Here is a 26899-nt window from a genome sequence, read left to right as displayed (position 1 = left end):
GATGTCAAGGGTGAAGACCGATGGAGCAAGAGCAATCATGGGGTGATTCGCGCCCACCGAATCAAAATGAAGAGATTTCTGCTACATCTGGTGCAAGCACCGATCGGCGGGAAATTACGGAACTGCGCGAGGTGAATGCGCAGTTGAGGAAAGAGGTTGAAGAGTTACGGTCTCAATCTCAGCTTTCTCTCAAGCCCCAAAAACCTAAAGTATCAAAATTAAGGTTGGGGCTTTGGCTCGTTTTGCTTTCGACTTTTGCGCTGTCGATTCATAACGTGATTGTCCGCATCACGATCGGGCAACCGATTCGATTATTTGGTCTATTTTCCGCGGGTGGCTTTATCCAGCCGACAATCGGGAATTCGTTATTGATTCTCTGGATGCGAATGCTGGTGGTCGTGCCTTTGATGATTGGCATTGCGGGATTTCTTTACCCTCCAGTTTGGCAAGATCTTCAGAAAGTCCTGCTGAAGCGCGATCGTCGTCCGCTTTGGCACATTATCGGCAGCGGTGTTTTTCTGTTTTTGTCACAAGTTCTGATTTATATTGCGATCGCACAAATTGGGCCAGGTGCTGCGGTCACGATTCTATTTATGTATCCGCTGCTCACGGTTCCCCTCGCTTGGTGGTTGTTTAACGATCGACCAACTCGTCTGCGGGTTGTCGTGATGGGATTGATTTTGTTGGGTGTAATTTTGACAGCTATTCCCAGTTTAATGGTCGCAAAACTGGGCGGAGGCGTGTTTTTTGCCATATTCTCCGGAGCGGCATTCGCGCTGTATTTAATTTTGATGCAGCTTGGATTTCGCAAAGTGCATCCGGTTCCCGTCAGTGTGGTGCAATTTCTCACGGTGCTCGTTTGTACGAGTGTGAGTCTATCCTTACCACTTCAGTTAGGGGTTGCAGTTTCAGCGACGGGCAGACCTGGATTATTCATGGGAGGTCTAGTCTTGGGGGCGTTCACTCTCGTCGGATACCTCTCGAACAATTTCGGGGTGCGCTATATGGGGGCGGCACAAGCTTCGATCATCGCATCGAGTGGTCCTGTGTTAACGGCGTTGCTAGCCGCTGTGATCATCCGTACTAAGTTAGATTGGGTACAAATTGCTGGAATTTTGCTTGTGACGATCGGGGTCACTGCTCTGAGCTTTGAGCGGATGAGAAAGACCGCAAAATCTGCATAATGGGAAAGGTGTTACTCAAATAATGTGATGCGATTTGCGGTTTCAAGTGGATCTGGGCAAGTTTTAGCGAATGGGTCGTTGCGAATTCAGACCGATGAGTCTGGGGTGCAACGACTTTGTTTTGAAAGCGATCGTGGAACTTTCATTGTGGGTGGTGAGATTGGCGAAGATGGAGATCTCACTGAGGCAGGGCAGGAATTGTATCGGCAATTTTTTCGGGCCTGGGGTGTGATGGGAATTAAGATGACTTCGCTCTAATATTCGCAAATTGGAGATGAGAGAGAAGCGAATTGTTCTCTATCTTTCATGGAATTTGAATTTCGACTCTGCTCAACCTGTGAAGACCTCGGATCTAGAGGGTTGAGCAAAGTCGAAATGTAGCGCGATCGCTCAACTTAGCGATTTAATCGCGATGCAAGTGAAAGAAAACCTTCAAATTGCACTTGATTGTCTTTGATCGAACTCGCACCGCTAATGCTCCGAATGCTACTCAAGCTATCTTGAAGCTGCGTGGCAAATGGATTGCTTGACCTCGATGCACCGAATATCATCGGAAACGCCGCAGTGTTCAAAAAGCTCATGAATGCGCCTTGATTGACATAGAAATAGCCTAAATTCGCATCGGGGAAGGGTGCGATCGCAGATCTAAAGTTGGCAGATTGCGGTAGAGTCCGAGTCGGTGTCGGGCTAAACTCGCTCATTGATCCGCCTCCAAATAACATCACTAAAGTCTGCTCATCTGTCCAACCATGACTTAAGAAATTCAGCGATCGACCTTTCTCAATGGATCCAAAACTCGTGACAGGTTGACCTGCCAGGGTAGATTGATGGACGAGCGCTTGCCCTAAACGAGGGGTGACAAACTCCTGGAATTTCTTTAATCCCGCTTCGGCGGCAGCGCGATCGTCTGTTTGCACCATCATGCCGAAGGCAATGTCTAACCCTGGCGAAATCGAGGGAATAAATCCTTGGCGAGTCGGATAAGCAAATATCGCGTACTCTCCATTCATCCAAGGGAAAATATCGCGATCGTCCACGCCAATGAAATCCTGCATCCACTTCCGGCTTTGTTCCAAGTTTTTCTTCCAGGATGGCTGCGATTCTAGTCCTAGCGTCAATGCTTGCCAATACAGCGCTAAATTCTGGCTATTGGACATCATGTAATTGACTTCTGGCAGGCGACTGAGAATCTGATTGCGAGTAGTCAACGGAGTTAACAAATTCTCTGGAACAGATTGAGTCAAATTCACTGCGAATTGCGCGCGTAATCCTGTGGATTCTGCCCAGACAAAGCCTTCGGCGGTGTCATAAAATTTTGCCAATGGATCCAGTAAACTCGGATCGAGCACGGGTGGCACAGGTAGGTTGGGATTTTTCTTGGTCAGTTCTTCAATCTGCTGTTGATTGAGTTGAGTAAACGCTTTGAGAAATTTGCCATACTCGCCATAGAGCGTCACGATCGATTTAAGCGCTTTCGGGTTTTGCTGAAATTTTTGAAACTTAGGATTTTCACTCAGCTTGCCTTGTGCATCGAGCAGTTCTTGAATCGCTTCCGTTGAAGTTGAACTGACAAAATGATTGGGAAGAACCGCGATCGCAAATTTGGGTTGAGTCGGAACGAAACTTGAGTCTTCTGAATCAGGGTCAGGTGCATCAGGCTGAGGTTTCTTGACAGTCGCTTTAGGCTCAGCTTGAATCGGTATTTTTTCTGCTTCAAACTCCAGGATCGTCACGCCTTTATACTGCGCTTCTTTCGGGGCTTTCTTGCGGCTTTTTTTAACACGATCGACATATTGCGCCAAAGCTGCCGGGTCTTTCACATCGGAAATCGTCACGATGCTTTTCGCTGAAAGAAAGGCAACTCCAAACTGCTCGCCTAGCCAGGGTTTAATATCTTTCTCGAAACTTGCATCTTTTTCAGTGGGATAGAGCAGACTGCCTGGAAATGCAAATCCGTCGGGGAACAACTGAAACTGGCTTAATTCTTGCCAGCGATCATCTTGCGTGTTGACGAGTACGACTCCGAGTGTTTCAGACGGGAGAATTGTCGAGAGAGAGATCCGGGTTGGCTGAGTCAGGGGGGCAACGACAGGAGTCGGCGCAGTCACCGCTTGAGCAGGACGAACCGACAAATCTGAGAAACTGGCTAGACTCAATACAGCCAGGGTTGAGAGCGCAGATCGTTTTAGCAACATGAGTTCACGTGAATATTGCGATTAATTTAGATCCTCGCGATGAGGATGAAATTACTGAGAAACTTCAGTAATCTTTACACAAATAGAATTCCCAAAAAGCGTACGGGAGCGGTGATTTGACGACTTTAGAGACATTTGAAATTGAAACGGCTGAGACACTTCTCCGTTTGCTAGTATTGCTGCTGTTTGTGCTAGCGGTTGCCTTCTTCGTGGCGGCAGAACTCGCGATCGTATCGGCTGCAAAAGGCGAAATCGATCATTTAGCGCAGCAAGGCAATCGTGCAGCACAGCAAGTTCAATATGCCCAAAACAATTTAGGGCAATATTTATCGGTAACGCAGACGGGGACAACGGCGGGTAGTCTGGTTTTGGGTTGGTTGGGGGAAGGGGCGACCGTGCATTGGATCGAACCGTGGATTGCGCTACTCCCGATCGCGCATTTGCCTGCGATGATCACGACGCATACGATTGCAACTGCGATCGCATTTCTGATTGTTACGTATGTCGAAATCGTACTGGGTGAACTGGTTCCAAAAGTATTAGCGGCTCATGCGCCAGAAAGAACAGCACTGTTTCTGATTCGTCCGCTGCAATTTTGCTTTTATCTGTTCTTTCCAGCGCTCGTGATTCTGAATGGAACCGTTCGATTGTTAACGGGGCGGATTACTCAGAAAGAAAATCATCAGGATGCGCTCGTTCCGAAAGACGCTCACTCGATCTTGCTCGCTGGGACGGTGGAGGTGAGCCAACTGAATGAGCAATTTGATTTAGGCTTATCTGCAAGTGATGCTTATCGGACGATCGCGGGATTCATGGTGCATCATTTAGCACGGGTTCCCACAACAGGTGATCGCCTTCAGTGGGGAGAGCTAGAACTGGAAGCAACGCGGGTGGTAGAAAATCAGGTCGAGAAGATTTTACTTCGGCGCGTGACGAGTCCTTTGATCGCTGAAATTGGTGAGAAAGAACTAGCTACGCGCTCTTAAAACGTGCAAAAACTCCGAGTTTGTCAAGACTCGGAGTTCTAATCGGAGGTCTAAGAGGCTATGCGATCGCGCCTGCGAGGCTTCTTTGTGGCAGAGAATTTCTCAAGCGATCGCCATACAGAGCTAAAGCATTGCCGCTCAGTAAGAGTTCGAGGTGATCACGATCGTAGTTCGTCACTTCAGCTGCCGATTTCACGCAGTCTCGCAGTACGCCATCCCAATGACCGTAGTCACCCGAGAAGCAAGCGAGCCGTTTACCCATCTCGCCCATCGCGGCAGGGAGATAAGCCGGAGCCGGATCGTCAGACTCAAACGACGTAAAGATTTGACCACGCTCGAAGTACTCCATCGGATCGCGATGTTTCAGCTCAAAGTGTTCGTACAAGCTAGCATCATTGATCTTGGTGGGATCGTGCTGCTTCGTCCACAGCAGATCAAACAAGTTCTTCGCTTGGGTCACAATGCTGCTGCTATTGTGCGCCCCTTGCTCTTGAATCATCAGCTTCGTAAACTCAAGTGCGGAAGGACGATAAGGATGCTTCGGATCAAAGTCCCGAATCCGTTTTTCCCAATGTTCATGGAAAGAATGCGCCAAATCGGGCAGCCAACCGCATCCGCCTTCTAGGAAGCCAACTCTCAAGGTTGGATAGCGCTCAAACACACCGTCAAAAACCATTCGAGCCAGTGCTAACTGTTGCTGGTTTCGCTGCACGAAAATATGGCTCAACACGAAAGTTTCGGTGTGATCCGAGAGTCCGCCCACCATGTAAGACCCAGGCCCGCCATGAATGCCCAAGGCAATATCGAGTTCAACCGCAGCTTGGATAATCGGCTCAAAGTCAGGATGTGAAATTGTTTTGCAAGTCCGAACTTCGGGAAACGCTTCCGGTGCTTTTGGATGGGGAATGGCAATATTCGGAGGCACTGCAACCCCAATTAAGCCTAATTCCTCGACGCAGCGATGCATCTCTTTCACCGACTCTTGCACATCTTGAATCGGTAAAATGCCGATCGCTTTCAAGCGGTTATCGTAGCCCTTACAATCCTCGGCAATGTAGTTGTTGTAGGCTTTGCAAAGTGCGACGGCTAAATCTCGATCGAGATAACTGCCAAAACTGAGATTCCAAGTGCCATAAATGACTTGAACATCGACCCCTTCTTGATCCATGTGCTCAAGTCGCGTGCGATTAAACACAGCACCCAACGTCGTTTCGGGATGCAGATTCCGGAATCCACCTTTTCCGAGTCCTTGAGGTTGCGGGAACAGCCGCACCAAATCATTTTTTCCGGTTGCCGGATTGAAATCGACGATGCGCATCCGTTGATCGCCGAGATTATCAACAATTAATGTCACACGATCGCGATATTCAGGTTCAATATAATCGCGAATTACGAGCGGATTTTCAAGCTTATGAGCATCGGCATCGATGACTAATATGCCGTTATACATAAACGATTACTCCAAAATGAATGTTATGAATGAGCGTTGAAACGTTGAAAAATTTCTCGAAATCCAAACCAATGTTCAAATGACCAAGACAATGAAGCCAAAATTGTAATGCCAGGGTATTTCACAAATGCAGGGTGATTTTTTTCAAATACGGCATGACCGCCCAAAGCAAAAACCTGAGTCAGAACAAGACACACAAGTGTCCATCGCCAGTCAATGAATAAAAAAATCACAGCGGAGATCGCTAATGCATTAGTTAAGTGATGAAGTTTTTGATTAATAGGGTGTTGGTGAGATGCAATGAAATGAGTCTTTGCTTCACGGTAGTAGCTCATGAAATCGCTCATGAGTCCCTCCTATTGGACACGGTTTTCCGAACGATAACATAAGCATCTGGAGGGCAATAACCGCTCAAGCATTCGTAACGCGGCGGTCTAAATTTGTAATTTATAGAAAAATAAAGTAACAAAAACTTTAGCTAAAATTTAGAATTTGTGAGTGTGCCAACGATTCGGCATCGCGTTTTTTCAAATATCAATGTGCCAACCTAGGTGACTTCGAGATTGGCACATTGATGCAAATGCTTTTTGTTGTGTTGTCCGAAATTTATAGCTGCCAAAAATTGGGATTGTTGATACCGAGTCCGATCGTACTGAAGCCCAGTGTCGAAGTATACGATCGACCAATATTTGCAAAGGCTGAACTCCCATTGGGTCCTGAAACTGCGCCTGTTTGGATCATGGATAAAAATTGATTAAAAGCAGTCAAGGTCGCTGCCCAATCTGCGCCGCCTTGAAGATCTTCACTGGCAGGTGGAGTTTCTTCAAAATTGAGATCAGAAATAATCATAAATGGCTCCTACAAAAAGAATAAAAATCGCGCATTCAAGAAGTATTAAATACGCGATTTATGTCGAACTTCAAGAGAAGAGCAGCTTAGAAAAAAATCGGTTTTCTAAACTTATGCACCCAATGCGATCATGCTAAAACCACCTGAGTTGATTTTCACGTGTTGAGCATTAGCGAACGATGCTGTACCAAGAGGGCCAGACGTTGTGCCCGATTGCATAGCCGAAAGCTCTTGTTTGTAGTAGTTACCAGTGATCGAAAGATCAAGTCCACCTTCGAGTTCGTTTGCTTCAACTGCGATTTCTTGATAGGTCAATTCATTGATAATCATGATGTTCTCCGTTTGGGTTGAATGTTTTTTGTGGTTAACAACTTTGATTTGAAGCTGTTATGTATAAGGTATCGGTTTGAATTTAGAAATAGGGCATATCTTGCTATTTATGTAGCCAAAATGGCGTAGTTTTTTAGCACTGCCAAAAGCAAAGCATTGTAAAATTCCTCTTAAAATTCAGAACAGGCTAGATTTTTGCGAGACAATGACGGCAGCCTCGAATTCTCAAATTCATCGATCACAAGTCTGTATCTATGACTGCCACATCCACCGATTCAACATTTTCAACGTCTCAATCCCTACAGCATCAGATTGTCATTGTCGGAGGAGGGGCTGCCGGAATTACGGTTGCTGCACAATTAATCGCTCAGGATGCAGCCCTAGATGTTCTGATTATTGAGCCATCCTCTCAGCATTATTATCAGCCTGCTTGGACGATGGTTGGCGCAGGCTGCTATTCCTATGAAGACACCGTGCAACCCGAGCAAAATTGCATTCCGAACGGTGTGAAATGGATTCAAGACGCAGTTGAATCTTTTGATCCTGAACAAAATCAGTTGCAAACCCGCGATGGCAAAACCGTATCTTACGAAGCGTTGGTCGTCTGCCCTGGCATTCAACTAAACTGGAAGGCAATTCCAGGATTAGAAGAAGCATTGGGTAAAAATGGCGTGTGTAGTAACTATGCGATCGCAGGCGCAAACTACACTTGGGAATTGCTGAATAACTTTAAGGGAGGGAATGTCTTATTTACCTTTCCGGCAACGCCGATTAAATGTGCGGGTGCGCCTCAAAAAATTATGTACTTGGCGGACGAGATTTTTCGCCGCAATGGAGTGCGAGAAAAAGCGAATCTGCTTTACTGCACAGCCGGCCCTAAGATTTTTGCGATCGAAACATTTGTCTCTCCTTTAATGCAAGTTGTCGAACGCAAAGGAATTCAGCTGAAAACGAAACATAATCTCAAGGAAATTCGGGGTGAAGCGAAGGAAGCCGTTTTTGAAGTCACCACCGATGCGGGGACTGAAACGATCGTAATGCCCTATGAGATTCTGCATGTGGCTCCACCGATGAGCGCTCCGGACTTTATCAAAAATAGTCCGCTGGCTGTCTCTGCGCCGGGAGGTTGGGTAGATGTGCATAAACACACGTTGCAGCATCAGCGCTATCCCAATGTGTTTAGTCTCGGCGATGCTTCTTCGTTGCCGACCTCGAAAACGGCTGCTGCCATTCGTAAAGAAGCACCTGTACTCGTACAAAATCTACTCAGTCATTTGCAGAAGCGACCCTTAGAAGGAAATTACAACGGCTATAGCTGTTGTCCCTTGATTACTGGATTTGGCAAAACGATTTTGGCAGAGTTTGACTATGACGGTAAGCCAGAGCCGAGTTTTCCACTCGATCCGACTCAGGAACGCTACAGTATGTGGATTCTCAAGCGACATGTGCTGCCCTGGGTTTATTGGAATCGCATGTTGAAAGGCAAACAGCACGAAGGAGAAATTATTCGCTCATTTGTCTGATAGATTGGAGCGTTTCGACGTTGAATCAGAGATCGAATCGCGATCGCTGATTCAAAAAATTGATGGGGAGATGGGGAGAAGCAACCATGATTTCAGATCTTCCCCCTATCTCCCCATTAGATTTAGGGCTTGCTACGCATTCAAATACCGTTCAACAATCTGGACAATCCGTTCTGATGCCAGTCCATCTCCGAACGGACTGACTGCATTCGCCATCGTTTGATACGCACTTGCATCACTCAATAACGTTCCAGCTTCCTGCAAAATACGATCGGGATTTGTTCCAATCAATTTTGCGGTTCCCGCCATCACTGCTTCCGGTCGCTCTGTCGTTTCTCGCAGCACCAACACGGGCTTACCCAGACTCGGCGCTTCTTCTTGAATTCCGCCTGAATCCGTTAGCAATAGATAACACCGCTGCATTGCGCCGACGAGTTCGGTGTAATCCAATGGCTCTGTTAAAAAGACGCGCGGGTGATCTCCCAAGATTGCGGTCAAGGGTTCTCGCACGGTCGGATTGCGATGCAAGGGTAACAACAAAGCTGTATCTTCAAACTGATTCAAGACCTTCAAAAATCCTTGAGCGATGTCTTCGATCGGTTGCCCCCAATTCTCGCGCCGATGCACAGTTGCCAGGATCGTTCGATACTTCGACCAATTCAGTCCCGGAATCTCACAAGCAGGTTGACGATTCGCAACTGTTAACAACGCATCAATCACAGTATTTCCCGTCTGATGAATTTCTCCCAGAACGCCTGATTTCTGTAGATTTTCTACCGAAAGCGAAGTCGGCGCAAAGTGAAGTTGCGTAATCTGGGAAACTAATCGTCGATTTGCTTCTTCTGGATACGGATTAAACACATTCTCGGTTCGCAGCCCTGCTTCGACATGTCCGACCGGAATTTTTTGATAAAACGCTGCCAGGGCTGCTGCAAATGCAGTCGTTGTATCGCCTTGTACCAAAACCATGCGGGGTTGAAGCTTCTGAAATAATTCCTCTAATCCTCGCAGCGCCCAACACGTAATATCCGTCAAGCTTTGCTTCGGCTGCATAATCGCTAAATCATGCTGCGGCGACAATTCAAAAAAATTCATCACCTGATCAACCATCTCGCGATGTTGTCCGGTCAGCACAATCTGAGTCTCGAACAAAGGCGATCGCTGAAATGCCTGAATCACTGGAGCCATCTTAATCGCTTCCGGACGGGTTCCCACAATCAGACAAACTGGAATTGGCAACTTTAACATCACGACTCGTTTAATAATTTCAACAGCACACGATCCCGTTTTCTGCTTTTTCCGTAGAAATCCGGAGTTCGCTCGATCGCCCAATCATCATAAATCGGGATCAACCTTCTCAATATAATTAAGAAATGTAAAGCATATTCTCATAAAAAAGCCCGACCGAAGTCGGGGGAGTCAGACCAGTTCACCGAATGATGATTAACAACGCACCCTTACTCTTCAGTCAGGTTGCAGGTCAAGGGGCAAGAAGCATACACAGAAGTATGCAGAGGGTTTTCGTTGCCGCTTAACCACCGTAAGAAATCAACTTCTTGGGGATGGATACCTTTTGAGGTCAGCCAAGCAGCAGCCAGCATTACGCCAACTGCGTGCACACCCAGAACGCTAATCGAAACAAATAAGATCGAGCTAAATGGCAAAATCGTGTCCAAGACAAACGCCGCGAGTGCGCTCACTGAGACAACTAAAACAAAGACTGGGAAGCCAATCACAATCATGCAGACAGTCAGCGTGAAAACCCAAACCGAGAAGCTTTTCAGTGTAAACAAGACAGCAGAAGTTTCAGGGCTTTGACTGTTAGCCAAGGTCATAACTTTACTCCCAGAGTATAGAGGTTTATTTGATAGTGCGAAAACTTGTACGAGGATATGAAAACGAGAAACTCGTCTGACTGGCGGTTTCAGCAACCGCGCTTTGCTCATGAAAGTAGTATATGGAAAAGATTAGAAATAGTGAATAGTAGTTAAAGAAAGTTTAAATTTGTAGTGAATCTATGACAACGATTGAGTGAGATCACTGAATCTGGGTTCGCATTGTCACTGGGATTTCCACTGAGGATAAATACTTATCTTCCCTCACTCTGTTTTGCCATAAGAAATCTGCCACTGTCAACCCCACGATCGACGTTATTTGCGTGATCTTGATGGGAACTATTACGCAGTCAGGGCTGCATCGTTTTTGAAGACATGGAATTTTACGGAGGTTATTTCTGTAAAACTCACCATCATGACACTTACGCATTCAAATCCGAATCGTAGCCCTGCACACGACTCATCCTCGTTTGCAGGCTTTTTCTATGGCATCGCACACCCGCAAAATCGTTTTTCTCGCTAGCCAAGTCACACTGCTGTGTCTCACGAGTGTGCTGATCCCTCGGGCTGGACTCGCTCAAACGAGTCCAGCAGGTGTTCGGAAACTGGCAGCAGAAACGCAGTCTCAATCTGCAATTGCTGCGCTGAAACGACAGGGCAATCCTGCCATCAAAACGCTGATTCAGCTCGCGAGAGATGAGAAAGAGCCGCAGAAAAACCGAATTTTTGCGATCGTAGCCTTGGGTGAGTTGAATGCGCGCTCAGCGATTCCGGTCTTGAGTAATTTAGTCAGTGCTAGCCCAAAAGCGATTCGGCTAGCGGCACTCGATGCATTTACAAAGATTGAAAATCCTGGAAAAGAAGCGGTTGCTGCTCAAGTTACTGCCCTCAAGGATAAAGATACTGAAATTAAAATTGCGGCGGCTCAGGCATTAACGAATGCAGGGACTGAAGCCAGTCTCGCCATCACAGATTTGATTAGTGCACTTGCAGATCCGAATTTGAAGGTGCGAGTCAAGGCGGTTGATGCGATCGCAGCGGCAGGCTCGCAAGCCAAACCCGCGATTGCAGCTTTGATGGATACTTTGAGCTCACAGGAGCGTGAATTTAAAAAAGCGGCAGTCATTGCATTAAGTAAGTTAGGACAAGACGCAAAACCTGCGGTGCCGATCTTGGCGCAACTGCTTGCAGATCCGGATTCTGAAATTCGAGTTGCAACCGCGACAACGCTAGGAACATTAGAAGGCTATGCGGCTGAAGCAGTTCCGCAATTAGCTCGGGCATTACAAAACCCGGATCGCAATACGCGATCATTTGCCGCATCTGCCTTAGGACGGATTGGAAGTCAGTCAGAACCCGCAGTTCCTGACTTGACAAGATTACTCAAAGATTTCGATAAAGATGTGCGAGCGAGCGCTGCAACTGCCTTAGGACGGATTGGGTTAGAAGCGCGATCGGCATTACCTGAATTAGTGAATGCTTTGAAAGATGAAAATGTAGGAGTTCGAGTCAATTCAGCCTTTGCCGTGGGTCGGCTGGCTGGAGCTTTACAAGATAGAGCAGCCAAACTCTCTGCTGACGAACTGAGTGCGGCTTACAGCACGCTAGAGACGGCACTCCCAATTCTGGAAGATCCGCAAGCGTCTTTTAATGAGGATGTGACGAATTCGGTTCGTCGATCGCTGAAATCGCTGAAAAATGAGAAAGACTCGCGTTTGTTTGAGCAAACCTGGGAGTGGGCACAAGCGAATCCAGCAACCGCAGGAATTGTAGCCTATCTACTGGCGATGCCGTCTCTTTGGCTGATAGTGCTGCTCATTCGTCCGATCTGGCTCCTGAAGTTGAACAATGTCCTTCAGCCCTACACGGATTTTGAGATTCCAAGTCCGACAGGTGGCAGTATCAAAATCCCGCTGAGATTTGTCTTATTTGTCGGTTGGTTTCACTATCATCCGAGAGTCCTAGATGCTTGGGTCGGGCAGCAAATTGAAGTTGCCCGCGAAGCCTTTGCCCACAAGAATACGGTCAATGATCGTAAAGTCTATATTCCGATTCCAGTGGTCATGGATGGCAATGCGATCGCAGAACTGTGTAGTGAGGATCTGCATACCACGTTCTGGGATGGTCGGCAGTGTTTACTGATTTGGGGTGAAGGGGGCATTGGTAAAACGAGCTTGGCTTGCCATCTTGCTAAATGGTCGATGTCAGACAATAAGCTAGAGCGGTTGAGCCGTCATCGGATGTTGCCTGTATTGCTTGAGCAAGAGTTAGACTTCAAATTACCAGAGGATAAGAATCCGTTCCGAGAAGCGATTCGAGGACAGCTGCAAGCTCTAATTGATGCGGCTGAGCCGATTAGTGATGAATTTTTGGAAAAATTGCTGCGGCAGAGACGGATTTTGGTGATTGTCGATCGATTGTCTGAACTGAGCGAAGAAACCCGTCAGCAGATTCGTCCTGGGCACCCTGATTTTCCAGCGAATGCTTTGATTGTGACTTCGCGAGTTGAAGAAACGTTAGATGAAGTTCCCAAAACAACGGTGAAGCCGCTTCGGATTGAAGGCAATCGTCTGTCATCCTTCCTCGAAGCTTATCTGAATCAGCGCAGCAAGCGGGAGCTTTTCACTGATCCAGAGTACTTTGATGCGTGTAGCCAACTCTCGAAGATGGTCGGTCAGCGCAATATTACCGTGCTACTGGCAAAGCTTTACGCTGAGCAAATGATTGCTAAAAAAGACGGCAGTGAAGATACATTGCCAGATAATATTCCAGACTTGATGTTGAGCTATTTGAATGAACTCAATCGAGATACTGCCGAAGATGAGCCTGACAATCTCATGGTGCATGAAGATGCCAAAATCATTGCTTGGGAGTGTTTAAAGCACTATTACCGTCCTGCACCAGCAAAGCGTGAAGCCATTCTCGAAGCACTCAAAGCCAAGACTAAAGCAGAAGAAGACGAAGTTAAAATTAGACTAAAGCATTTAGAAAGACGGCTGCGAATTGTCCAAGCGATCGGGCCTGCTCAAGATCAAATTTGTTTTGCGCTTGATCCACTTGCAGAATGTCTAGCAGCGTTGCATCTGGTTGAGCTTTATCAAGACGATCGATCTGCTTGGGACAACTGGTTGATACAAGCTGATGCGATGCCGGGTTCGCCTGATACGATTCAGGGTTTTCTCATGGCAATGCGAGATTGTTGCTTAACTCGCAGTGCTGAGATTGATGTGCCTGATTCTGTGTTGGAGCAATTAGGTCAAAGAGTGGGCTTGAGTGCTGAGGTACTGAGAAAATCCCAAATTGACCAGCGCATGAGACGCTTAACCCCGATGCTTTCGACTGGAGATACTGTCGATCGCATTGAGGCAATTCGCGAATTGGGCGAATTAGGAGCTGCTTCAAAAGATGTGCTTCCGGCTTTGATTCGAGAGTTTCAGGATCGTGATTGGTCTGTCCGACGAGAAGTCGCCCGTGCGATCGGGAATATTGGTCCAGAAGCGCGAACGGCTATTCCTGCCTTAGTTGAGCGATTGCGTGATGAAGATCGACGGGTCTGCACAGAAGCGATCGCGACGTTAGGGAAGTTGGGGGTCAGTGCCATTCCTGCTTTAGTGAGTGCGCTGGATGCCAAGACACCCTTTGTCCGGAGTAGTGCAGCCTGGGTGCTAGCAAGCTTCAATTCTGCTGCAAAGCCTGCAATTCCAGCCCTGATTGCGGCGCTTAAGGATGAGGATTGGCAAGTTCGATGGGTGGCGGCTTATGCGCTGGGCTGTATTGGACCTGAAGCAAAATCTGCAATTCCGTCTTTGATTGAAGCGTTTCGAGGCGAATATGAGCTAGTCAGTAAAGAGGCGAGCCGGACACTTTGGCGGATTAGTGGTGAAGCAGGGGTGATTGTTTCTGCATTGGGAGGAATGCAGCAGAGTAACGATCGCAACTAAAAGAGGTAAATTCGTACTAAGCAAGAGAGATTTGTTGTTCACGACAATCAATCAGATAGGGGTATACAGATAGGGGCATAACACTATACCCGACTGAGCAATCCTCTGAATGCTGCGGCATCTAAACTTAGGGTTTTGTATCCAACTTGATCGAATAAAATCACAATCTTGTCGCCTTCGTATCGCATGACTATCCCTTTACCCCAAGATCGATGGATTACATCGCTATTGAGTGCATAAGGCTGTCTGCGATCGCACTGTGGCTCAGAAATTCCTCGTCTACAGTTATCACATATGCCACAGTGATCGTCTTTGTGTTCGCCAAAGTAGTTGAGTAAGTAATTGCGTCGGCACTCTCGCACTTCAGCATAACCTCGCATCATTTCTAAGCGCGATCGCTCGACTTGGATCTTTCGTTCCTGAGCTTCGATAACTGCTTCTGCTGCTTGCTCTAGCTCAGAAACATCACTTGCAACGACTTCACCTGTTGGTAGTGATTCAACGATCCCAACTCCTTCTAGCTGTGACAATGCTGCTTTGAGTTTAGTTTGTGAGAGGTTGACGACTTCTTTTAAATCTTTGGGATGAATCGGCTCAGGTTGAGCTTGAATCGTTTGGGCAACTTCTACAATCTTTTCTGAATCAAGCTTGCCACTGCCAGAGAAGAATTTTCGCAGATTTAAGTCATCGGGTGTGTAAAACAGAATCGCTTCTGCAGGTTTTCCATCTCGTCCGGCTCGTCCAATCTCTTGATAGTAAGCATCGATCGAGTCACTGATGTTGTAGTGCAAGACAAACCGAACATTCGGCTTATCGATTCCCATGCCAAAAGCTGTTGTCGCAATGATTACTTCTACTTCATCGCTCATGAATGCAGTTTGAGCCTGTTCGCGCTCTTTGGCTTTGAGTCCTGCATGATATGCGATCGCAGAAACTCCAGCCTCGTTTAATTCTGCGGTAAGCTGCTCAGTCATTTTTCGAGTTGCTACGTAGACAATTCCAGGCTTTTGCAGCTTTTGTACATGGTGAAGAAATGCTGATCGCTTTTCATCGTCATCTTTCTCGTATCGCTTCACACAGAGCTTTAAATTGGGTCGATTGAAGCCTCGAACAATCACGCGCGGATTGTTCATCCCTAATCGCTGCACGATTTCCTCGCGAACAGGCGGAGAAGCAGTTGCTGTCAGTGCCAGAATAGGCGGATGTCCTACTGCATCGATCACGGTTCCTAACCGGAGGTAATCAGGACGAAAATCATGTCCCCATTGACTAATGCAATGCGCTTCATCCACAACGAATAAAGAAGGTTTTGCAGCTTGAAGAAGCTCGATCGTATCCGGATTATTGAACTGTTCTGGAGCAAGAAAGAGAAATTCGAGGTCGCCTTGTCTCCAGCGATCGAGAATCGTAGAACGCTGACTTGCTGAGATTGTCGAGTTCAGAACGGCAGCATGACCGACATCAACGTCATCCTGAGAGATCGATTCAACTTGATCGCGTTGTAGAGCTAAGAGCGGGGAAATGACGATCGTTGAACCCGGAATTTGCGCGGCAGCAAGTTGGTAGATTGCCGATTTACCTGAGCCTGTTGGCATGACTGCCAAGGTGTCACGATGGTCTAAGATTGATGCGATCGCAGCTTCTTGTCCAGGGCGGAGGTCTTCATAACCGAGATGAGTTTCTGCTAATTCTTGAATGGAAACAGTCTTTTTCTTAGGCATTTCAAACTGCGATCGTGGGGTGAAGGCTCTGAGATTTGCAAGAACTCAGAGCCTTGAGAATCTCGACTTAGTGCTTATCACTTGCGCCAGATAGCAAGAGCGACAATCCACCTAAAGCTGCAAGCGCGATCGTGCTAAACATCGCCGCCGGATTTTTAGCGATCACATCAGTCACACTCGGTACTTCAAGCTGTTTGAAATCGCCTTCTACGCGATCGTATCCTTGCATCGGCTCAAACAGATTATTCGGTTCTTCACCTTTCTCGTCTGAGGTTCGCTGCCCGTCGAAGCTAATCGCGAGCAGAATCGCATCGACTAAGCTTGGCGAAATCCGTTGTGCTAAATCGAGCAATCGTCCCACATCTCCAACAATGTAGTCGCGGACTGGATGTTCAGCAGCATAGAGAATCGCATCTGTGACGAGACTCGGATTATAGTAAGGCGGCAATCCCGTCGGCTTTACACCGAGCTTGGTTTTTCCTTTGTTGTAGAACGGTGTGTTAATCACCGAAGGTAGAATGTTCGCAACATTGATGTTGTTATATCCTTGATGCTTCAACTCAATGCGGAGGGCATCAAGAAAGCCTGCTGTGCCATGTTTAGAAGCAGAGTAAGGACTTTGGTAAGGTAGCGATCGCCGAGCTTCCATCGACGTAATATGAATCAGCGATCCACCTTTAGCGGCTTTTAAATGAGGTAAAGCAGCCATTGCTCCATACGCTTGCCCAGTCAAATTAACATCAATGACTCGCTTGAACTCTTCAGGAGAAATGCGATCGAACGTCGCAAACACACTCGTTGCTGCGGCATGTACCCAAGTATCAATCCGCCCAAATCGTTCAACCGTCTTATCTGCAACGGCTTTTACTTGATCAAAATCGGCTGTATCGGCTGGAACCGCGATCGCTTCTCCACCTTGCTGCTGGATGGCTTCGACTAATGTTGCTAAGCCTTCTTGGCTCCGAGCAGAGACAACAACCTTTGCACCCTGCTCCGCAAACTTTAAGGCTGCATCGCGACCAATGCCGCTCGATGCGCCCATAATCGTGACAACTTGTTGACTAATCGGCTTTAAATTCATGCTTTTATCACTTTATTCAAGTTCGTCTTCCGTCATTCGTCGATCGTCGTAATCTTCAGAGGAACGCGGTTCAAGTTCCCAGCGGCGATCATCGCGATTTTCTAAAATCTCATTGGTATGCAGAAAGTTCCGGTCATCCATTTCTAGTCCAACGGCTCGACCGAGATCATCGACAATATCCATATCCGGAGTCATTGCTGTGCCGCCAACAGATTCATCCCCAACGGCATTAGCTTGCTCGTAGTTCGCATCAATGTCTCCCCCGGTCAAATCAGGCGAAGCTTCATGAAGTTCGTGACGACGAGCCATCATCGTCCGACCGCCTATGTTGTATCCGGGTAGTTCTTCAACTCCAGTGCCATAAGACTCTGTATACTCTTGCGGAATGTCTCCGAAGTCCTGCTCGTCTTCCAAATCATCTAAATCATCGTCTTCTACTTCGCCGCCGAGGTCATTGAGCGACGCTTCTAAATCATCGAGATCAGTCGGATTTGGAAATGCTGAATCTTTGCTGTAGGTCATGATTGTGTTCTCCGTCTTAGAAAGCATCGCACTTTTGCAAGGTAGCGAATCCGAGGGCTTCTGCAACTCAGCAAATAGAAAGTTTGTTGATCCATCAAAAGTAAGAGCTTTGCTTCTGTCATCAGAGCGAGGAGCGATCGATACTCCCCTCTTACGCTAGGAGAGCATTGGGACACTGGGAGATATGGTGATGACTGAAGGATCGAAGCGGGTCGCAATCTTAATTGAACAGGGCGTAGAGGATGCAGAGTTTCAACTTCCCTACAATGCTCTGAAAAAAGCAGGGGCTGAAGTGGTGGTGCTCGGATCGCGTATCAATGAAGAATATAAGGGCAAGCAAGGCAAGTTGACAATCAAAGCAGACGCAACGACAACAGAAGCGATTGCCACGGATTTTGATGCGGTCATTGTGCCAGGAGGACAAGCTCCTGACAAGATGCGAACAAACCTGAAGACCGTACAGTTCGTAGAAGATGCACTGGAGAATGGTGTTTTAGTTGCTTCAGTGTGTCACGGGCCGCAAGTGTTGATTGAAGGTGACATGCTGAAAGGCGTTCGTGCGACTGGATTTCGAGCCATTCGCAAAGATATGCAGAATGCAGGCGCAGAATTTGTAGATGAGCCTTTGGTGATCGATGACAACTTGATTACCTCGCGTCGTCCGGGAGATCTGCCGATTTTTGTCACAGCTATCTTACAGCACTTGGGATTGAGTATTCCTGATACAACCTTGCCGCCTGTGGGCGATATGGATGCAGGCTGGTGGAAACTCGGCGAAGATTGGGGTGGTTCTAGCAAGAGCGAGATTGTTCAGGCGATTAATACTGCACTTTCCGGCGAAAAATATGGATTAGAAGCATTCCAGCACTATTTGGATAATGCCGTAGATGATGCCATGAAAGAAGTATTCCAGGAGGTTTGCCAGCATAAGCAGCAGCATGTTCAACAATTAGAAGCAAGATTATCTGTCTTGGGCGAGCAGCCTTCTCTTACGGCAAATGTGAGTAATGTCTATGCAAGCATTAAGTCCTTTTTCCAAAACAATCAAACGGATGTAGAGATTCTGCGACGCGCGCTCGGCGATATCCAAACCGGAGTCGTCGATACCTACAATCTGCGGAATAAAATCACTGATCCGGCAACAGTCGAGATTCTTGATCAGATGGAAGTTACTTTGGCGCGAGATGAATCTCGGATCGCCAATCTTTACAAGGATCGATTGGGCGAACGAACTCCTCAATCTCCGATGCCATCCAGTCGTCCTGCTGCAACAGGTGCGTAAATACAGGCTTGGAACTCGGAGGAAATTCCGAGTTCCGCTTTTTCAAACAGGTTTTCAAACAGGATGAATTATGGAAACTGAATCAAACAAAATTATCAATTCCTCAGAAACGCAGCCCCAGTCTCTAACTGATACCGAAAAGTGGGCATCGATCGTGGGCGGCAGTGCGATGGTGCTGTTTGGCTTGCAACAGCGATCGCTAAGAGGAGTTTTAACTGCGATCGCAGGTGGAAGTCTTGCTTACCACGGTGCTACGGCTGAGAAAAGTCTGACCGACAAAGTGTCCGATGCAGTGGGTATCAATCAATCGCTGAAAGTTGAAAAGACCGTCACGATTAGAAAATCAGCCGAAGAACTTTACAACTACTGGCATAATTTCGAGAACCTACCGACATTCATGAAGCATGTGAAGTCGGTGACAGTCACGGATGGAACGCGATCGCATTGGATTGCTAATGCTCCATTAGGACAATCCGTTGAATGGGATGCAGACATTATCAAAGACGAACCGAATCATTTAATTGCTTGGGCATCAGCCGAAAACGCAGAAGTCAATAATTCAGGGTTTGTGCGGTTTAGTCCTGCTCCGGGCGATCGCGGAACCGAAGTCAAAGTCGTGCTGGAATATGACATCCCTGGGGGAAGAGTCAGCGCTGCGATCGCAAAACTGTTTGGTGAAGAACCAGAACAGCAGATTGGAGACGAACTTCGCCGCTTCAAGCAATTAATGGAAGCTGGAGAAATTGCAACGACGGAAGGGCAGCCTCGCTGTCATGGTTAATTTATCAAAGAGTCAATTATGAAAGCAGTCTGTTGGCATGGTGCGAACGATGTTCGTGTCGATAATGTGCCTGATCCCACACTTTTGAACCCCAGAGATGCCATTCTCAAAGTTACAGCCACCACGATTTGCGGCTCAGATCTGCATATCTATGATGGCTATATTCCCTCCATGCAGCCCGGAGACATTATCGGGCATGAATTTATGGGGGAAATTGTCGAGACGGGACGCGAAGTAAAAAAATTGAAGAAAGGCGATCGCGTGGTTGTTTCTTCAATCATCGGCTGTGGTCAATGTCACTATTGCAGCCATCACCAATGGTCATTGTGCGATAACTCAAATCCCAATGGTGCTTTACAAGAGCCAATCTTTGGGTTTGGAACTGCGGGAATTTTTGGCTATTCGCATCTGTTCGGTGGCTATGCTGGCTCACAAGCGCAGTATGTTCGGATTCCCTTCGCCGATCATGGCTGTATCAAAGTACCGGATGGCATGACCGACGAGCAGGCTTTACCGATTTCTGATGCCTTCCCCACGGGATATATGGGCGCAGATATGTGTGACATTAAGCCTAGAGATGTCGTTGCGGTCTGGGGCTGTGGGCCAGTTGGATTGTTTGCGATTAAGAGTGCCTATTTGCTAGGAGCAGAAAAAGTAATTGCTATCGATCGCTTTCCAGAACGGTTGCAAATGGCGAAAACACAGTGCAATGCCGAAGTGATCAACTATGAAGAAGTTGATGCTGGAGATGCGCTCAAAGAAATGACAGGTGGTCGCGGTCCTGATGCTTGTATTGATGCTGTTGGACTTGAGTCACATGGAACTGGGGTCATGGGCTTCTATGACGAAGTAAAGCAGAGTGTTCGGCTTGAAACTGATCGACCTCACGTTCTGCGGCAAATGATTGTTGCTTGTAAGAAGGGCGGCGTGATTTCAGTGATGGGCGTTTATGCTGGCTTCGTCGATAAGATGCCGATGGGTGCTGCCTTCAATAAAGGTCTGACCTTCAAAATGGGTCAGATGCACGGACAGCGCTACATGCCGAAGCTGATTGATCACGTTTTGAACGGCGATATTGATCCAGCCTTTGTGTTTTCTCATCACATGCCTTTGACTGAGGCAAAGCAAGCTTACGAAATGTTCAAGCACAAAACCGATCAGTGCATTAAAGTTTTACTCCGACCTTAACTATGAAATTACTTCGCAAATTCTTTTCTACGATCGTTCTTAGTCTGATGCTCTTGATTGGCTTCTCGAATATTCCTGCTCACGCTGCTATTACGCCTGGAGAAGCAAAAGGTGTTATTCGCGATTCTGGCAGCATGATGGAAGCAGCAGAAAAGCTCCGAGAAGCAGATTCAACAGCAGAAGTTCGCCAACAGTATAAATTTGATGGCGAAAACAAGATTCATACGGCTCAAGATCCGATCGCGAAAACTCAAGACAAACTAAAAGGCGCAGTTGAGAATGTGAAAGAAAAGCTCAATCTAGATGAGCCTCTTCCACCTTCCACGAAAAAGTTTCTGGGCAAACGCGAAGAAATCGGCGAGTCGAACGGCAAAACCTTGGTGAGAGAAGAGCCAGGTTCTTATCAACGTAATCGCCAAACTCAAGTCTTTACTGAGGAAAAATAGATGAAAGCACTTTGCTGGCATGGCGCGCTCGATGTCCGAGTCGATAACGTGCCTGATCCGAAAATTCTTAATCCCAGAGATGCGATCGTCAAAATTACTTCAACAGCAATTTGTGGTTCTGACCTGCATATCTATGATGGTTTCATTCCAACAATGCAGTCGGGCGATATTCTCGGTCATGAATTCATGGGTGAGATTGTTGAAGTTGGGCCTTCGGTAAAGAATCTGAAAATTGGCGATCGTGTCGTTGTTCCGTTTACGATCGCCTGTGGAAGCTGTGAATTTTGCCATCGTGATTTGTGGTCATTATGCGATAACTCGAATCCCAATGCTTGGCTGATTGAGCCGCTGTATGGTCATTCTCCGGCTGGATTGTTTGGCTATTCACACTTCTTTGGTGGATATGCAGGCGGACAAGCAGAATATGTGCGAGTTCCCTTTGCAGACACAGGACTTTTCAAAGTGCCATCTGAGCTAACCGATGAACAGGTCTTGTTCTTAACGGATATTTTTCCGACAGGCTACATGGCTGCGGAGCATTGTGATATCAAACCAGGTCACGTTGTGGCAGTCTGGGGCTGTGGTCCAGTAGGGCAGTTTGCAATTAAGAGTGCTTTTCTACTCGGTGCAGAACGAGTGATTGCGATCGATCGTGTCCCTGAGCGACTTGAACTTGCAAAACGCTATAGCGGTGCGGAAGTGCTCAACTACGAAGAAGTTGATGTAGGCGAAGCTGTCAAAGAACTGACGGGCGGGCGTGGCCCCGATTCAGTGATTGATGCTGTGGGCTTAGAAGCGCATGGAACCAACATTGATTACTGGATGGATAAAGCGAAGCAAGCGGTGAGATTAGAAACCGATCGACCTACAGCATTGCGGCAAGTCATTGTTGCTTGTAGTAAAGGTGGAACTGTTTCTGTACCGGGTGTCTATGGAGGCTTCATCGATAAAATGCCGATGGGTGCTGCCTTTAATAAAGGGCTAACCTTTAAGATGGGTCAAACTCATGTGCATCGATATCTTCAGCCGTTAATCGATCGGATTCAACGCGGAGAGATTGATCCGTCGTTTGTGGTGACGCACACTCTACCTTTAGAGCAAGCCCCTCACGGTTATGAGATCTTCAAGAAGAAGCAGGATAACTGCATTAAGGTTGTGTTGAAGCCTTAACGTCGAACTGCTGTGAACTGGTTGGATTCCCTCGTTCCTGCTAACAACAGGAATGAGGGAATCGTTTTAGGTATACTTCATACCAAGATTTAGCTAAGTCACAATCACGAACTTACCGCTTGACAAGTCATAGCGTCCCCCAACAATTTTGAGTTTGCCTTCTTTGATCAAGCCAGCCAAGATAGTTGAACTCTCTGCCAGCCGCTCCGCCTGATATTGCACATTTGCGATAACTGCATTTTGCTGTAAGTCCCCCGTTTTCGCGACCACACGCGCAACAGCAGGCTTAATCTCTTCTACAAACGTACCTATGCGACCGGGTAAGGGGTCGCCTTTCGTGGCTGCTACGACTGCCCCACAACGGCTATGCCCCACGACTACAATGAGTTGCGAACCCAGTACAGCCGTAGAAAATTCTAAACTGCCGATCGCAGTTTGACTCGCCACATTTCCGGCAACGCGAACGACAAACAAATCTCCCAAGCCTTGATCAAACACGATTTCAGCAGGCACTCGCGAATCTGCACAGCCCAAAATCGACGCGAAGGGGTATTGAGCGACAGCAGTTTCTTGCAGACGCAAGCGAGATTGATTCGGGTTCTGTCGCTTCCCTTCCATAAAGCGCTGATTCCCTTCGAGCAGTCGCTTTAGGGCAGCGTCTGGGCTAACAGGCTGAGGTTTGGTAGTAGGGTTTTGTGCTACTGATGCTTCTGGATGCCACAGAAGTCCGCTGCTGGCAGCAACACCCATTCCGCCTAATCCGGCAAGTTGCAGAAATGATCGTCGTCCAATAAATCCGTGTCTTTGAGTCATTTGATCAACCTCAAGCTACTATCATCAATGCAATTTTCTCTATCGATAGCATTGATGCAGGTGATGAGGAGACTATATCAGAATCACTGTTCACTTATTCAGCTAAGCCTGTCCATCCATACGAACCGGAGTTTAGGCTCAATCGAAGAGCAATCCTCTCTAACGATCGCGAATTGAATTCAGGTTGGCAAGTACCCTTAACGCTTTGTAGGCGAATGTGCTAGGCAAAAGTTCGGAGGTAGTTAATTCACGAGCTTAGTAAAGTTCGTACTTCATCAACTGACAAGGTAATGCACCATTGTAAACTGCAAATCTTTGCGACGATCGCAGTCCGATCGATTGAGCAAGCTCCTTATTTCCGCTCAGAACAAAGGCTGTCCAACCTTTGAAACGTTGTTTTAAGACATTGCCTAAGCGTTTGTAGAATGCGCCTAAGTCGCTATCTCGACCTAAGCGCTCACCATAAGGTGGATTGCAAAACAGTACCCCACTATCTGCGGGTGCAGCAACGTCTTCTAGCTCGATCGTTGAAAAATAGACATGGTTTGATACCCCACAATTGGTCGCATTGACGATCGCTTGTTCAATTACTTCTGGATTGCGATCGCTGCCCCAAATTGGTGCAGGCAAACTTTCTCGCTGGCTCGCTTCTGCTGCTTTAATTAGCTCATCCAGTAAATTTAGATCAGCATCGAGCCAGGTTTCAAATCCAAATCGTTCACGAAATAGTCCTGGGGCAACATTCAGCGCTTTCAAACTTGCCTCTAAAGGCAACGTCCCAGACCCACAAAGCGGATCGTAAAACATTTGCTCTGGCTGCCATCCAGAGAGTTGGATCAATGCGGCAGCGAGTGATTCTTTTAGAGGAGCTGCACCAACAGCAGGGCGATATCCCCGACGATGTAAACTCTCACCCGAACTATCGAGGCTCACCGTACAAAGGTCACGATCGATGTGTACTGTAACTTGCACATCGGGTGATTGCAATTCGACATTAGAGCGATCGCTAAATCGATCTTGCTGCTGATCAACGATCGCGTTTTTGACCTGAAGCGCTGTGAAATGAGTATGGTTGAGCTGTTGATTTTTGCCTGTTGCCTTCACAGCTAAGGTCATATCGGGAGTTAGATACAATGACCAATCGATGGATTGCACTCCCCGATACAAGTCTTCCGAATCCTGACAGGGAAACTCATGTAACTTCATCAAAATCCGAAATGGTAATCTTGCCCAAAGGTTAACGCGATAGAGAAGATCACGATCGCCTGTGAATGAAACGCCACAAAATCCAGGCTCGATCGTTTTTGCTCCTAACTGCTCTAATTCCTGTGCAGCTAGGGATTCGAGTCCCCGCGCGACTGTTGCAAAATACTGATTCATGATTAGAGCGCTTCTCTCACTAACTGTGCAGTTCGCTCTGCACTATCAATTATCGCGATCGACAATGCCTGCTGACTCATTGTTGCTAACCGAGCTGGATCATTCAATAGGTCAAGCACCGATTGCTGAAGTTGCTCGGCAGTCAATTCCGCTTGTCGAAACATCTCTGCTGCCCCTACGCGAACCATTACCATCGCATTAAAAGCTTGATGATCCTCTGCGGCAAATGGATAAGGAATTAGAATTGCAGGCGTTCCTGTGACTAGCAACTCAGTCACAGTTCCGGCTCCCGATCGACTAATTGCTAAATCGGTTCGCTGAAACAATGCCGCCATATTTTGATAGAACGGCAACGCTAAATACTGGGGATGCTGCAAGCTTTTTACGTCTGGATCGTTTTCTCCAGTCAAATGCACGACCCAAGCGCCTTTCTCAAACCAAGCAGGAGCCGCTTCGCGCACGAGTTTATTCATCGCGACTGCACCTTGACTGCCTCCGACCACCACAATTAGCGGCACGCCAGAGGGAATCGGCAAATCTGGCAATTCTGGATTAGCAAGTGCTGCTCGAAACTGCGATCGTACAGGCGTTCCCACTACAACAGTTTTTGCTTTCCGTAATGACTTAGCTGCGACATCAAACCCGATCGCCACAACGGTACACCAAGGCGCAAAAAATCGCGTCACTTTTCCGGGTAAAGCATTCGATTCATGCAAAATCACAGGCAATCCCAAGGTTCGAGCCGCGATAATTGCAGGTGCAGAGATGTATCCTCCAGTCGTCACTACGCCTTCAAACTTACCTCGCCGGATAATTTGGCGGACTTGACGAATCGAGTTGATCAAGCGAAATAGAATCTTCAGCGTCCCTAAGCCGAATTTTTGCTGAAAGCCTGCAACGGAGATTTTGTGCATCGGATAGCGATCGCCCACAAGTTGTGATTCTAGACGATCCGGAACTCCAAGCCATTCGATATGAAACTCTGGCAACTGTTCCGCAATTGCGATCGCAGGAAAAACATGTCCTCCTGTTCCACTAGCAGCAATCAGGAGACGGCGCGATTTAGGCTGATTTAACGAGGATTCCACGGCGAAATTAACAGAACACGAAGGGATTCTACCGCACTCTGGAAAGCATGACAGAAATTATTCTCAGTTCATGTTGGGAATTCGCCTCAGTCCTGAAAAACTTGCTCAATCTGGCAGTACTGTCTCTGCAAGCTCCATCGGTAATCCCACTAAAGATTTCACTCGCAGTTCCTGATAAAACTCATCCTGCGATAATTCCACTTTTGACTGTGCCGACAGCAGCAACAACGCCCAAAACACCCCAACCCGCTCATGATTTTCCGTATGATGCGGGTCAATTTTATTGTTCCGTTCCTGCACTGCGACCCAAAACTCTAAAACCAATTCAAAATCAATCCAGTCTTTGCCATGCGAGACTTCTGACCAGTGATCCGCAAAAAATTCCTCGATCGCAACTGCCATCTCAGACAAATTTTCTTCATGCGCCAAAGCGGCGATCGTTTTAACGGCTTCGGCACGCGGAACTTTCAGCCGTTTCGTCCGAGGTCGCGGCTCCTTCTCTTCTAATGCCACCGCAATAATTTGCAGTTGCTCAATCAATTCTTTCAGCGTGACGCGCCGTCGTTGTGGCGGTTGAGCAACCGCGCGACGACGAAGTTGCCGTTCCAAATTCAAGGGCAAAACCGTTTGCCCAACTGCCATTTCATCAAAAAACTCTTCTTCCGGGAACTCCGAAACCTCTGGCGTAATCTCGACCTGTGCCAGCGTATTCGCTTTCAGCAATAGCAACATCGAGGCATAGAGAAACGCTTGCCCCGATTGAGAAAGATTTGCCTCATAGAGTTCGCGTCCAGTCGCCGGAGCAAGCTCACTGAGAAAGCGATCAATCACATCAATTACCTTCACGTCCCACGGATCGATTTCACCGCGTTCAGCCAGATCAATTAAAAGTGATATCGCATCTTGAGCGAGAGAAACTGCCATAAAATAGCTTGGAAATTAGCGGATCTTAACGCGTGCAAAATAGACGGCAGCCAGAATAATCAAGGCTAATAGCGTCAATGGTACACAAAAACTCCACGGACGACTCGATAAAAGATTAATCTGGCTGACTGAGTTTGTCACGTCGATCGGCATTTCTCCAAAGTTCATAGTGGGGAGTGGGGAGATGTGGAGCAGCAACCATGATTTCAG

General features: G+C 47.3%; 25 protein-coding genes. 10 read left to right on the top strand and 15 right to left on the bottom strand.

The genetic code is table 11. The features are described 5' to 3' along the window. Positions 1–20: 20 nt before the first annotated feature. Both LEPBO_RS36270 and LEPBO_RS0105760 read left to right on the top strand, forming a co-directional pair. Positions 21–1184, top strand: a complete 1164-nt coding sequence (locus LEPBO_RS36270) for an EamA family transporter (RefSeq protein WP_017286590.1) — start codon at positions 21–23, stop codon at positions 1182–1184. Between the two features lie 27 nt (positions 1185–1211). Further along, on the top strand, positions 1212–1442 hold the full coding sequence (locus LEPBO_RS0105760; RefSeq protein ID WP_017286589.1) for a hypothetical protein: 231 nt from the start codon (positions 1212–1214) through the stop codon (positions 1440–1442). 137 nt (positions 1443–1579) lie between these two features. On the opposite strand, the gene LEPBO_RS0105755 is transcribed toward LEPBO_RS0105760, so the two are convergent. Next, a complete protein-coding gene (locus LEPBO_RS0105755; RefSeq protein WP_017286588.1) occupies positions 1580–3379 on the bottom strand; it encodes a DUF3352 domain-containing protein in 1800 nt (599 codons plus the stop codon). A 116-nt stretch (positions 3380–3495) separates the two neighbouring features. Here LEPBO_RS0105755 and LEPBO_RS0105750 point away from each other — a divergent pair, with 116 nt between their 5' ends. Continuing rightward, positions 3496–4365, top strand: coding sequence for a CNNM domain-containing protein (locus LEPBO_RS0105750; protein ID WP_017286587.1), 870 nt, complete (start codon positions 3496–3498; stop codon positions 4363–4365). Positions 4366–4423: 58 nt separating this feature from the next. Here LEPBO_RS0105750 and LEPBO_RS0105745 read toward each other — a convergent pair whose 3' ends face one another. The 4 genes from LEPBO_RS0105745 to LEPBO_RS0105730 all read right to left on the bottom strand — a co-directional run bounded on the left by LEPBO_RS0105745 (position 4424) and on the right by LEPBO_RS0105730 (position 6994). Further along, positions 4424–5815, bottom strand: coding sequence for an amidohydrolase family protein (locus tag LEPBO_RS0105745; protein WP_017286586.1), 1392 nt, complete (start codon positions 5813–5815; stop codon positions 4424–4426). Positions 5816–5838: 23 nt separating this feature from the next. Beyond that, on the bottom strand, positions 5839–6162 hold the full coding sequence (locus tag LEPBO_RS0105740) for an Mpo1-like protein (protein ID WP_026148442.1): 324 nt from the start codon (positions 6160–6162) through the stop codon (positions 5839–5841). Between the two features lie 259 nt (positions 6163–6421). Next, on the bottom strand, positions 6422–6664 hold the full coding sequence (locus tag LEPBO_RS0105735; RefSeq protein ID WP_017286584.1) for a hypothetical protein: 243 nt from the start codon (positions 6662–6664) through the stop codon (positions 6422–6424). A gap of 111 nt (positions 6665–6775) precedes the next feature. After that, on the bottom strand, positions 6776–6994 hold the full coding sequence (locus LEPBO_RS0105730) for a hypothetical protein (protein WP_017286583.1): 219 nt from the start codon (positions 6992–6994) through the stop codon (positions 6776–6778). A gap of 254 nt (positions 6995–7248) precedes the next feature. On the opposite strand from LEPBO_RS0105730, the gene LEPBO_RS0105725 reads away from it, so the two are divergent. Beyond that, positions 7249–8517, top strand: coding sequence for an NAD(P)/FAD-dependent oxidoreductase (locus tag LEPBO_RS0105725; protein WP_017286582.1), 1269 nt, complete (start codon positions 7249–7251; stop codon positions 8515–8517). A 132-nt stretch (positions 8518–8649) separates the two neighbouring features. On the opposite strand, the gene wecB is transcribed toward LEPBO_RS0105725, so the two are convergent. Both wecB and LEPBO_RS0105715 read right to left on the bottom strand, forming a co-directional pair. Further along, positions 8650–9765, bottom strand: coding sequence for a non-hydrolyzing UDP-N-acetylglucosamine 2-epimerase (gene wecB, locus LEPBO_RS0105720; protein WP_017286581.1), 1116 nt, complete (start codon positions 9763–9765; stop codon positions 8650–8652). A gap of 209 nt (positions 9766–9974) precedes the next feature. Beyond that, positions 9975–10352 (bottom strand): hypothetical protein, encoded by a 378-nt coding sequence (locus LEPBO_RS0105715; RefSeq protein WP_017286580.1) that lies wholly within the window; start codon positions 10350–10352, stop codon positions 9975–9977. 485 nt (positions 10353–10837) lie between these two features. Here LEPBO_RS0105715 and LEPBO_RS36265 point away from each other — a divergent pair, with 485 nt between their 5' ends. Beyond that, a complete protein-coding gene (locus LEPBO_RS36265) occupies positions 10838–14293 on the top strand; it encodes a HEAT repeat domain-containing protein (RefSeq protein ID WP_017286579.1) in 3456 nt (1151 codons plus the stop codon). 83 nt (positions 14294–14376) lie between these two features. On the opposite strand, the gene LEPBO_RS0105705 is transcribed toward LEPBO_RS36265, so the two are convergent. The 3 genes from LEPBO_RS0105705 to LEPBO_RS0105695 all read right to left on the bottom strand — a co-directional run bounded on the left by LEPBO_RS0105705 (position 14377) and on the right by LEPBO_RS0105695 (position 17617). Beyond that, positions 14377–16014 carry a RecQ family ATP-dependent DNA helicase gene (locus tag LEPBO_RS0105705; RefSeq protein ID WP_017286578.1) on the bottom strand — a complete coding sequence of 546 codons (1638 nt, stop codon included), beginning with the start codon at positions 16012–16014 and terminating at the stop codon, positions 14377–14379. 67 nt (positions 16015–16081) lie between these two features. Beyond that, the gene (locus LEPBO_RS0105700) at positions 16082–17095 is read right to left on the bottom strand and encodes an SDR family oxidoreductase (protein ID WP_017286577.1); all 1014 of its coding nucleotides are present in this window, start codon (positions 17093–17095) and stop codon (positions 16082–16084) included. Positions 17096–17107: 12 nt separating this feature from the next. Continuing rightward, on the bottom strand, positions 17108–17617 hold the full coding sequence (locus LEPBO_RS0105695) for a DUF6335 family protein (protein ID WP_017286576.1): 510 nt from the start codon (positions 17615–17617) through the stop codon (positions 17108–17110). 190 nt (positions 17618–17807) lie between these two features. On the opposite strand from LEPBO_RS0105695, the gene LEPBO_RS0105685 reads away from it, so the two are divergent. From LEPBO_RS0105685 to LEPBO_RS0105665, 5 genes are all read left to right on the top strand, one after another. Beyond that, complete coding sequence (locus LEPBO_RS0105685) at positions 17808–18899, top strand: DJ-1/PfpI/YhbO family deglycase/protease (RefSeq protein WP_239741291.1); 1092 nt, start codon at positions 17808–17810, stop codon at positions 18897–18899. A gap of 70 nt (positions 18900–18969) precedes the next feature. Beyond that, the gene (locus LEPBO_RS0105680; RefSeq protein ID WP_017286573.1) at positions 18970–19680 is read left to right on the top strand and encodes an SRPBCC family protein; all 711 of its coding nucleotides are present in this window, start codon (positions 18970–18972) and stop codon (positions 19678–19680) included. Between the two features lie 18 nt (positions 19681–19698). After that, positions 19699–20868 carry a zinc-dependent alcohol dehydrogenase gene (locus tag LEPBO_RS0105675; protein ID WP_017286572.1) on the top strand — a complete coding sequence of 390 codons (1170 nt, stop codon included), beginning with the start codon at positions 19699–19701 and terminating at the stop codon, positions 20866–20868. A 2-nt stretch (positions 20869–20870) separates the two neighbouring features. After that, positions 20871–21314 carry a hypothetical protein gene (locus LEPBO_RS36260; protein WP_017286571.1) on the top strand — a complete coding sequence of 148 codons (444 nt, stop codon included), beginning with the start codon at positions 20871–20873 and terminating at the stop codon, positions 21312–21314. Beyond that, a complete protein-coding gene (locus LEPBO_RS0105665; RefSeq protein WP_017286570.1) occupies positions 21315–22484 on the top strand; it encodes a zinc-dependent alcohol dehydrogenase in 1170 nt (389 codons plus the stop codon). Positions 22485–22577: 93 nt separating this feature from the next. Here LEPBO_RS0105665 and LEPBO_RS0105660 read toward each other — a convergent pair whose 3' ends face one another. The 5 genes from LEPBO_RS0105660 to LEPBO_RS42815 all read right to left on the bottom strand — a co-directional run bounded on the left by LEPBO_RS0105660 (position 22578) and on the right by LEPBO_RS42815 (position 26857). Continuing rightward, complete coding sequence (locus tag LEPBO_RS0105660) at positions 22578–23297, bottom strand: carbonic anhydrase (RefSeq protein ID WP_017286569.1); 720 nt, start codon at positions 23295–23297, stop codon at positions 22578–22580. Positions 23298–23552: 255 nt separating this feature from the next. Next, positions 23553–24677: a THUMP domain-containing class I SAM-dependent RNA methyltransferase gene (locus tag LEPBO_RS0105655; RefSeq protein ID WP_017286568.1), complete on the bottom strand. Its 1125-nt coding sequence runs from the start codon at positions 24675–24677 to the stop codon at positions 23553–23555. Positions 24678–24679: 2 nt separating this feature from the next. Then, on the bottom strand, positions 24680–25765 hold the full coding sequence (gene murG, locus LEPBO_RS0105650) for an undecaprenyldiphospho-muramoylpentapeptide beta-N-acetylglucosaminyltransferase (protein WP_017286567.1): 1086 nt from the start codon (positions 25763–25765) through the stop codon (positions 24680–24682). Positions 25766–25870: 105 nt separating this feature from the next. Further along, positions 25871–26689: a segregation/condensation protein A gene (locus LEPBO_RS0105645; protein ID WP_017286566.1), complete on the bottom strand. Its 819-nt coding sequence runs from the start codon at positions 26687–26689 to the stop codon at positions 25871–25873. A gap of 15 nt (positions 26690–26704) precedes the next feature. Beyond that, a complete protein-coding gene (locus LEPBO_RS42815) occupies positions 26705–26857 on the bottom strand; it encodes a hypothetical protein (RefSeq protein ID WP_154660823.1) in 153 nt (50 codons plus the stop codon). Between the last annotated feature and the right edge of the window lie 42 nt (positions 26858–26899).

This window comes from Leptolyngbya boryana PCC 6306, from assembly GCF_000353285.1.
Taxonomy (GTDB): domain Bacteria; phylum Cyanobacteriota; class Cyanobacteriia; order Leptolyngbyales; family Leptolyngbyaceae; genus Leptolyngbya; species Leptolyngbya boryana.
Note: the sequence above shows the minus strand (reverse complement) of the source record. Positions and strands in the feature narration are given on the sequence as shown.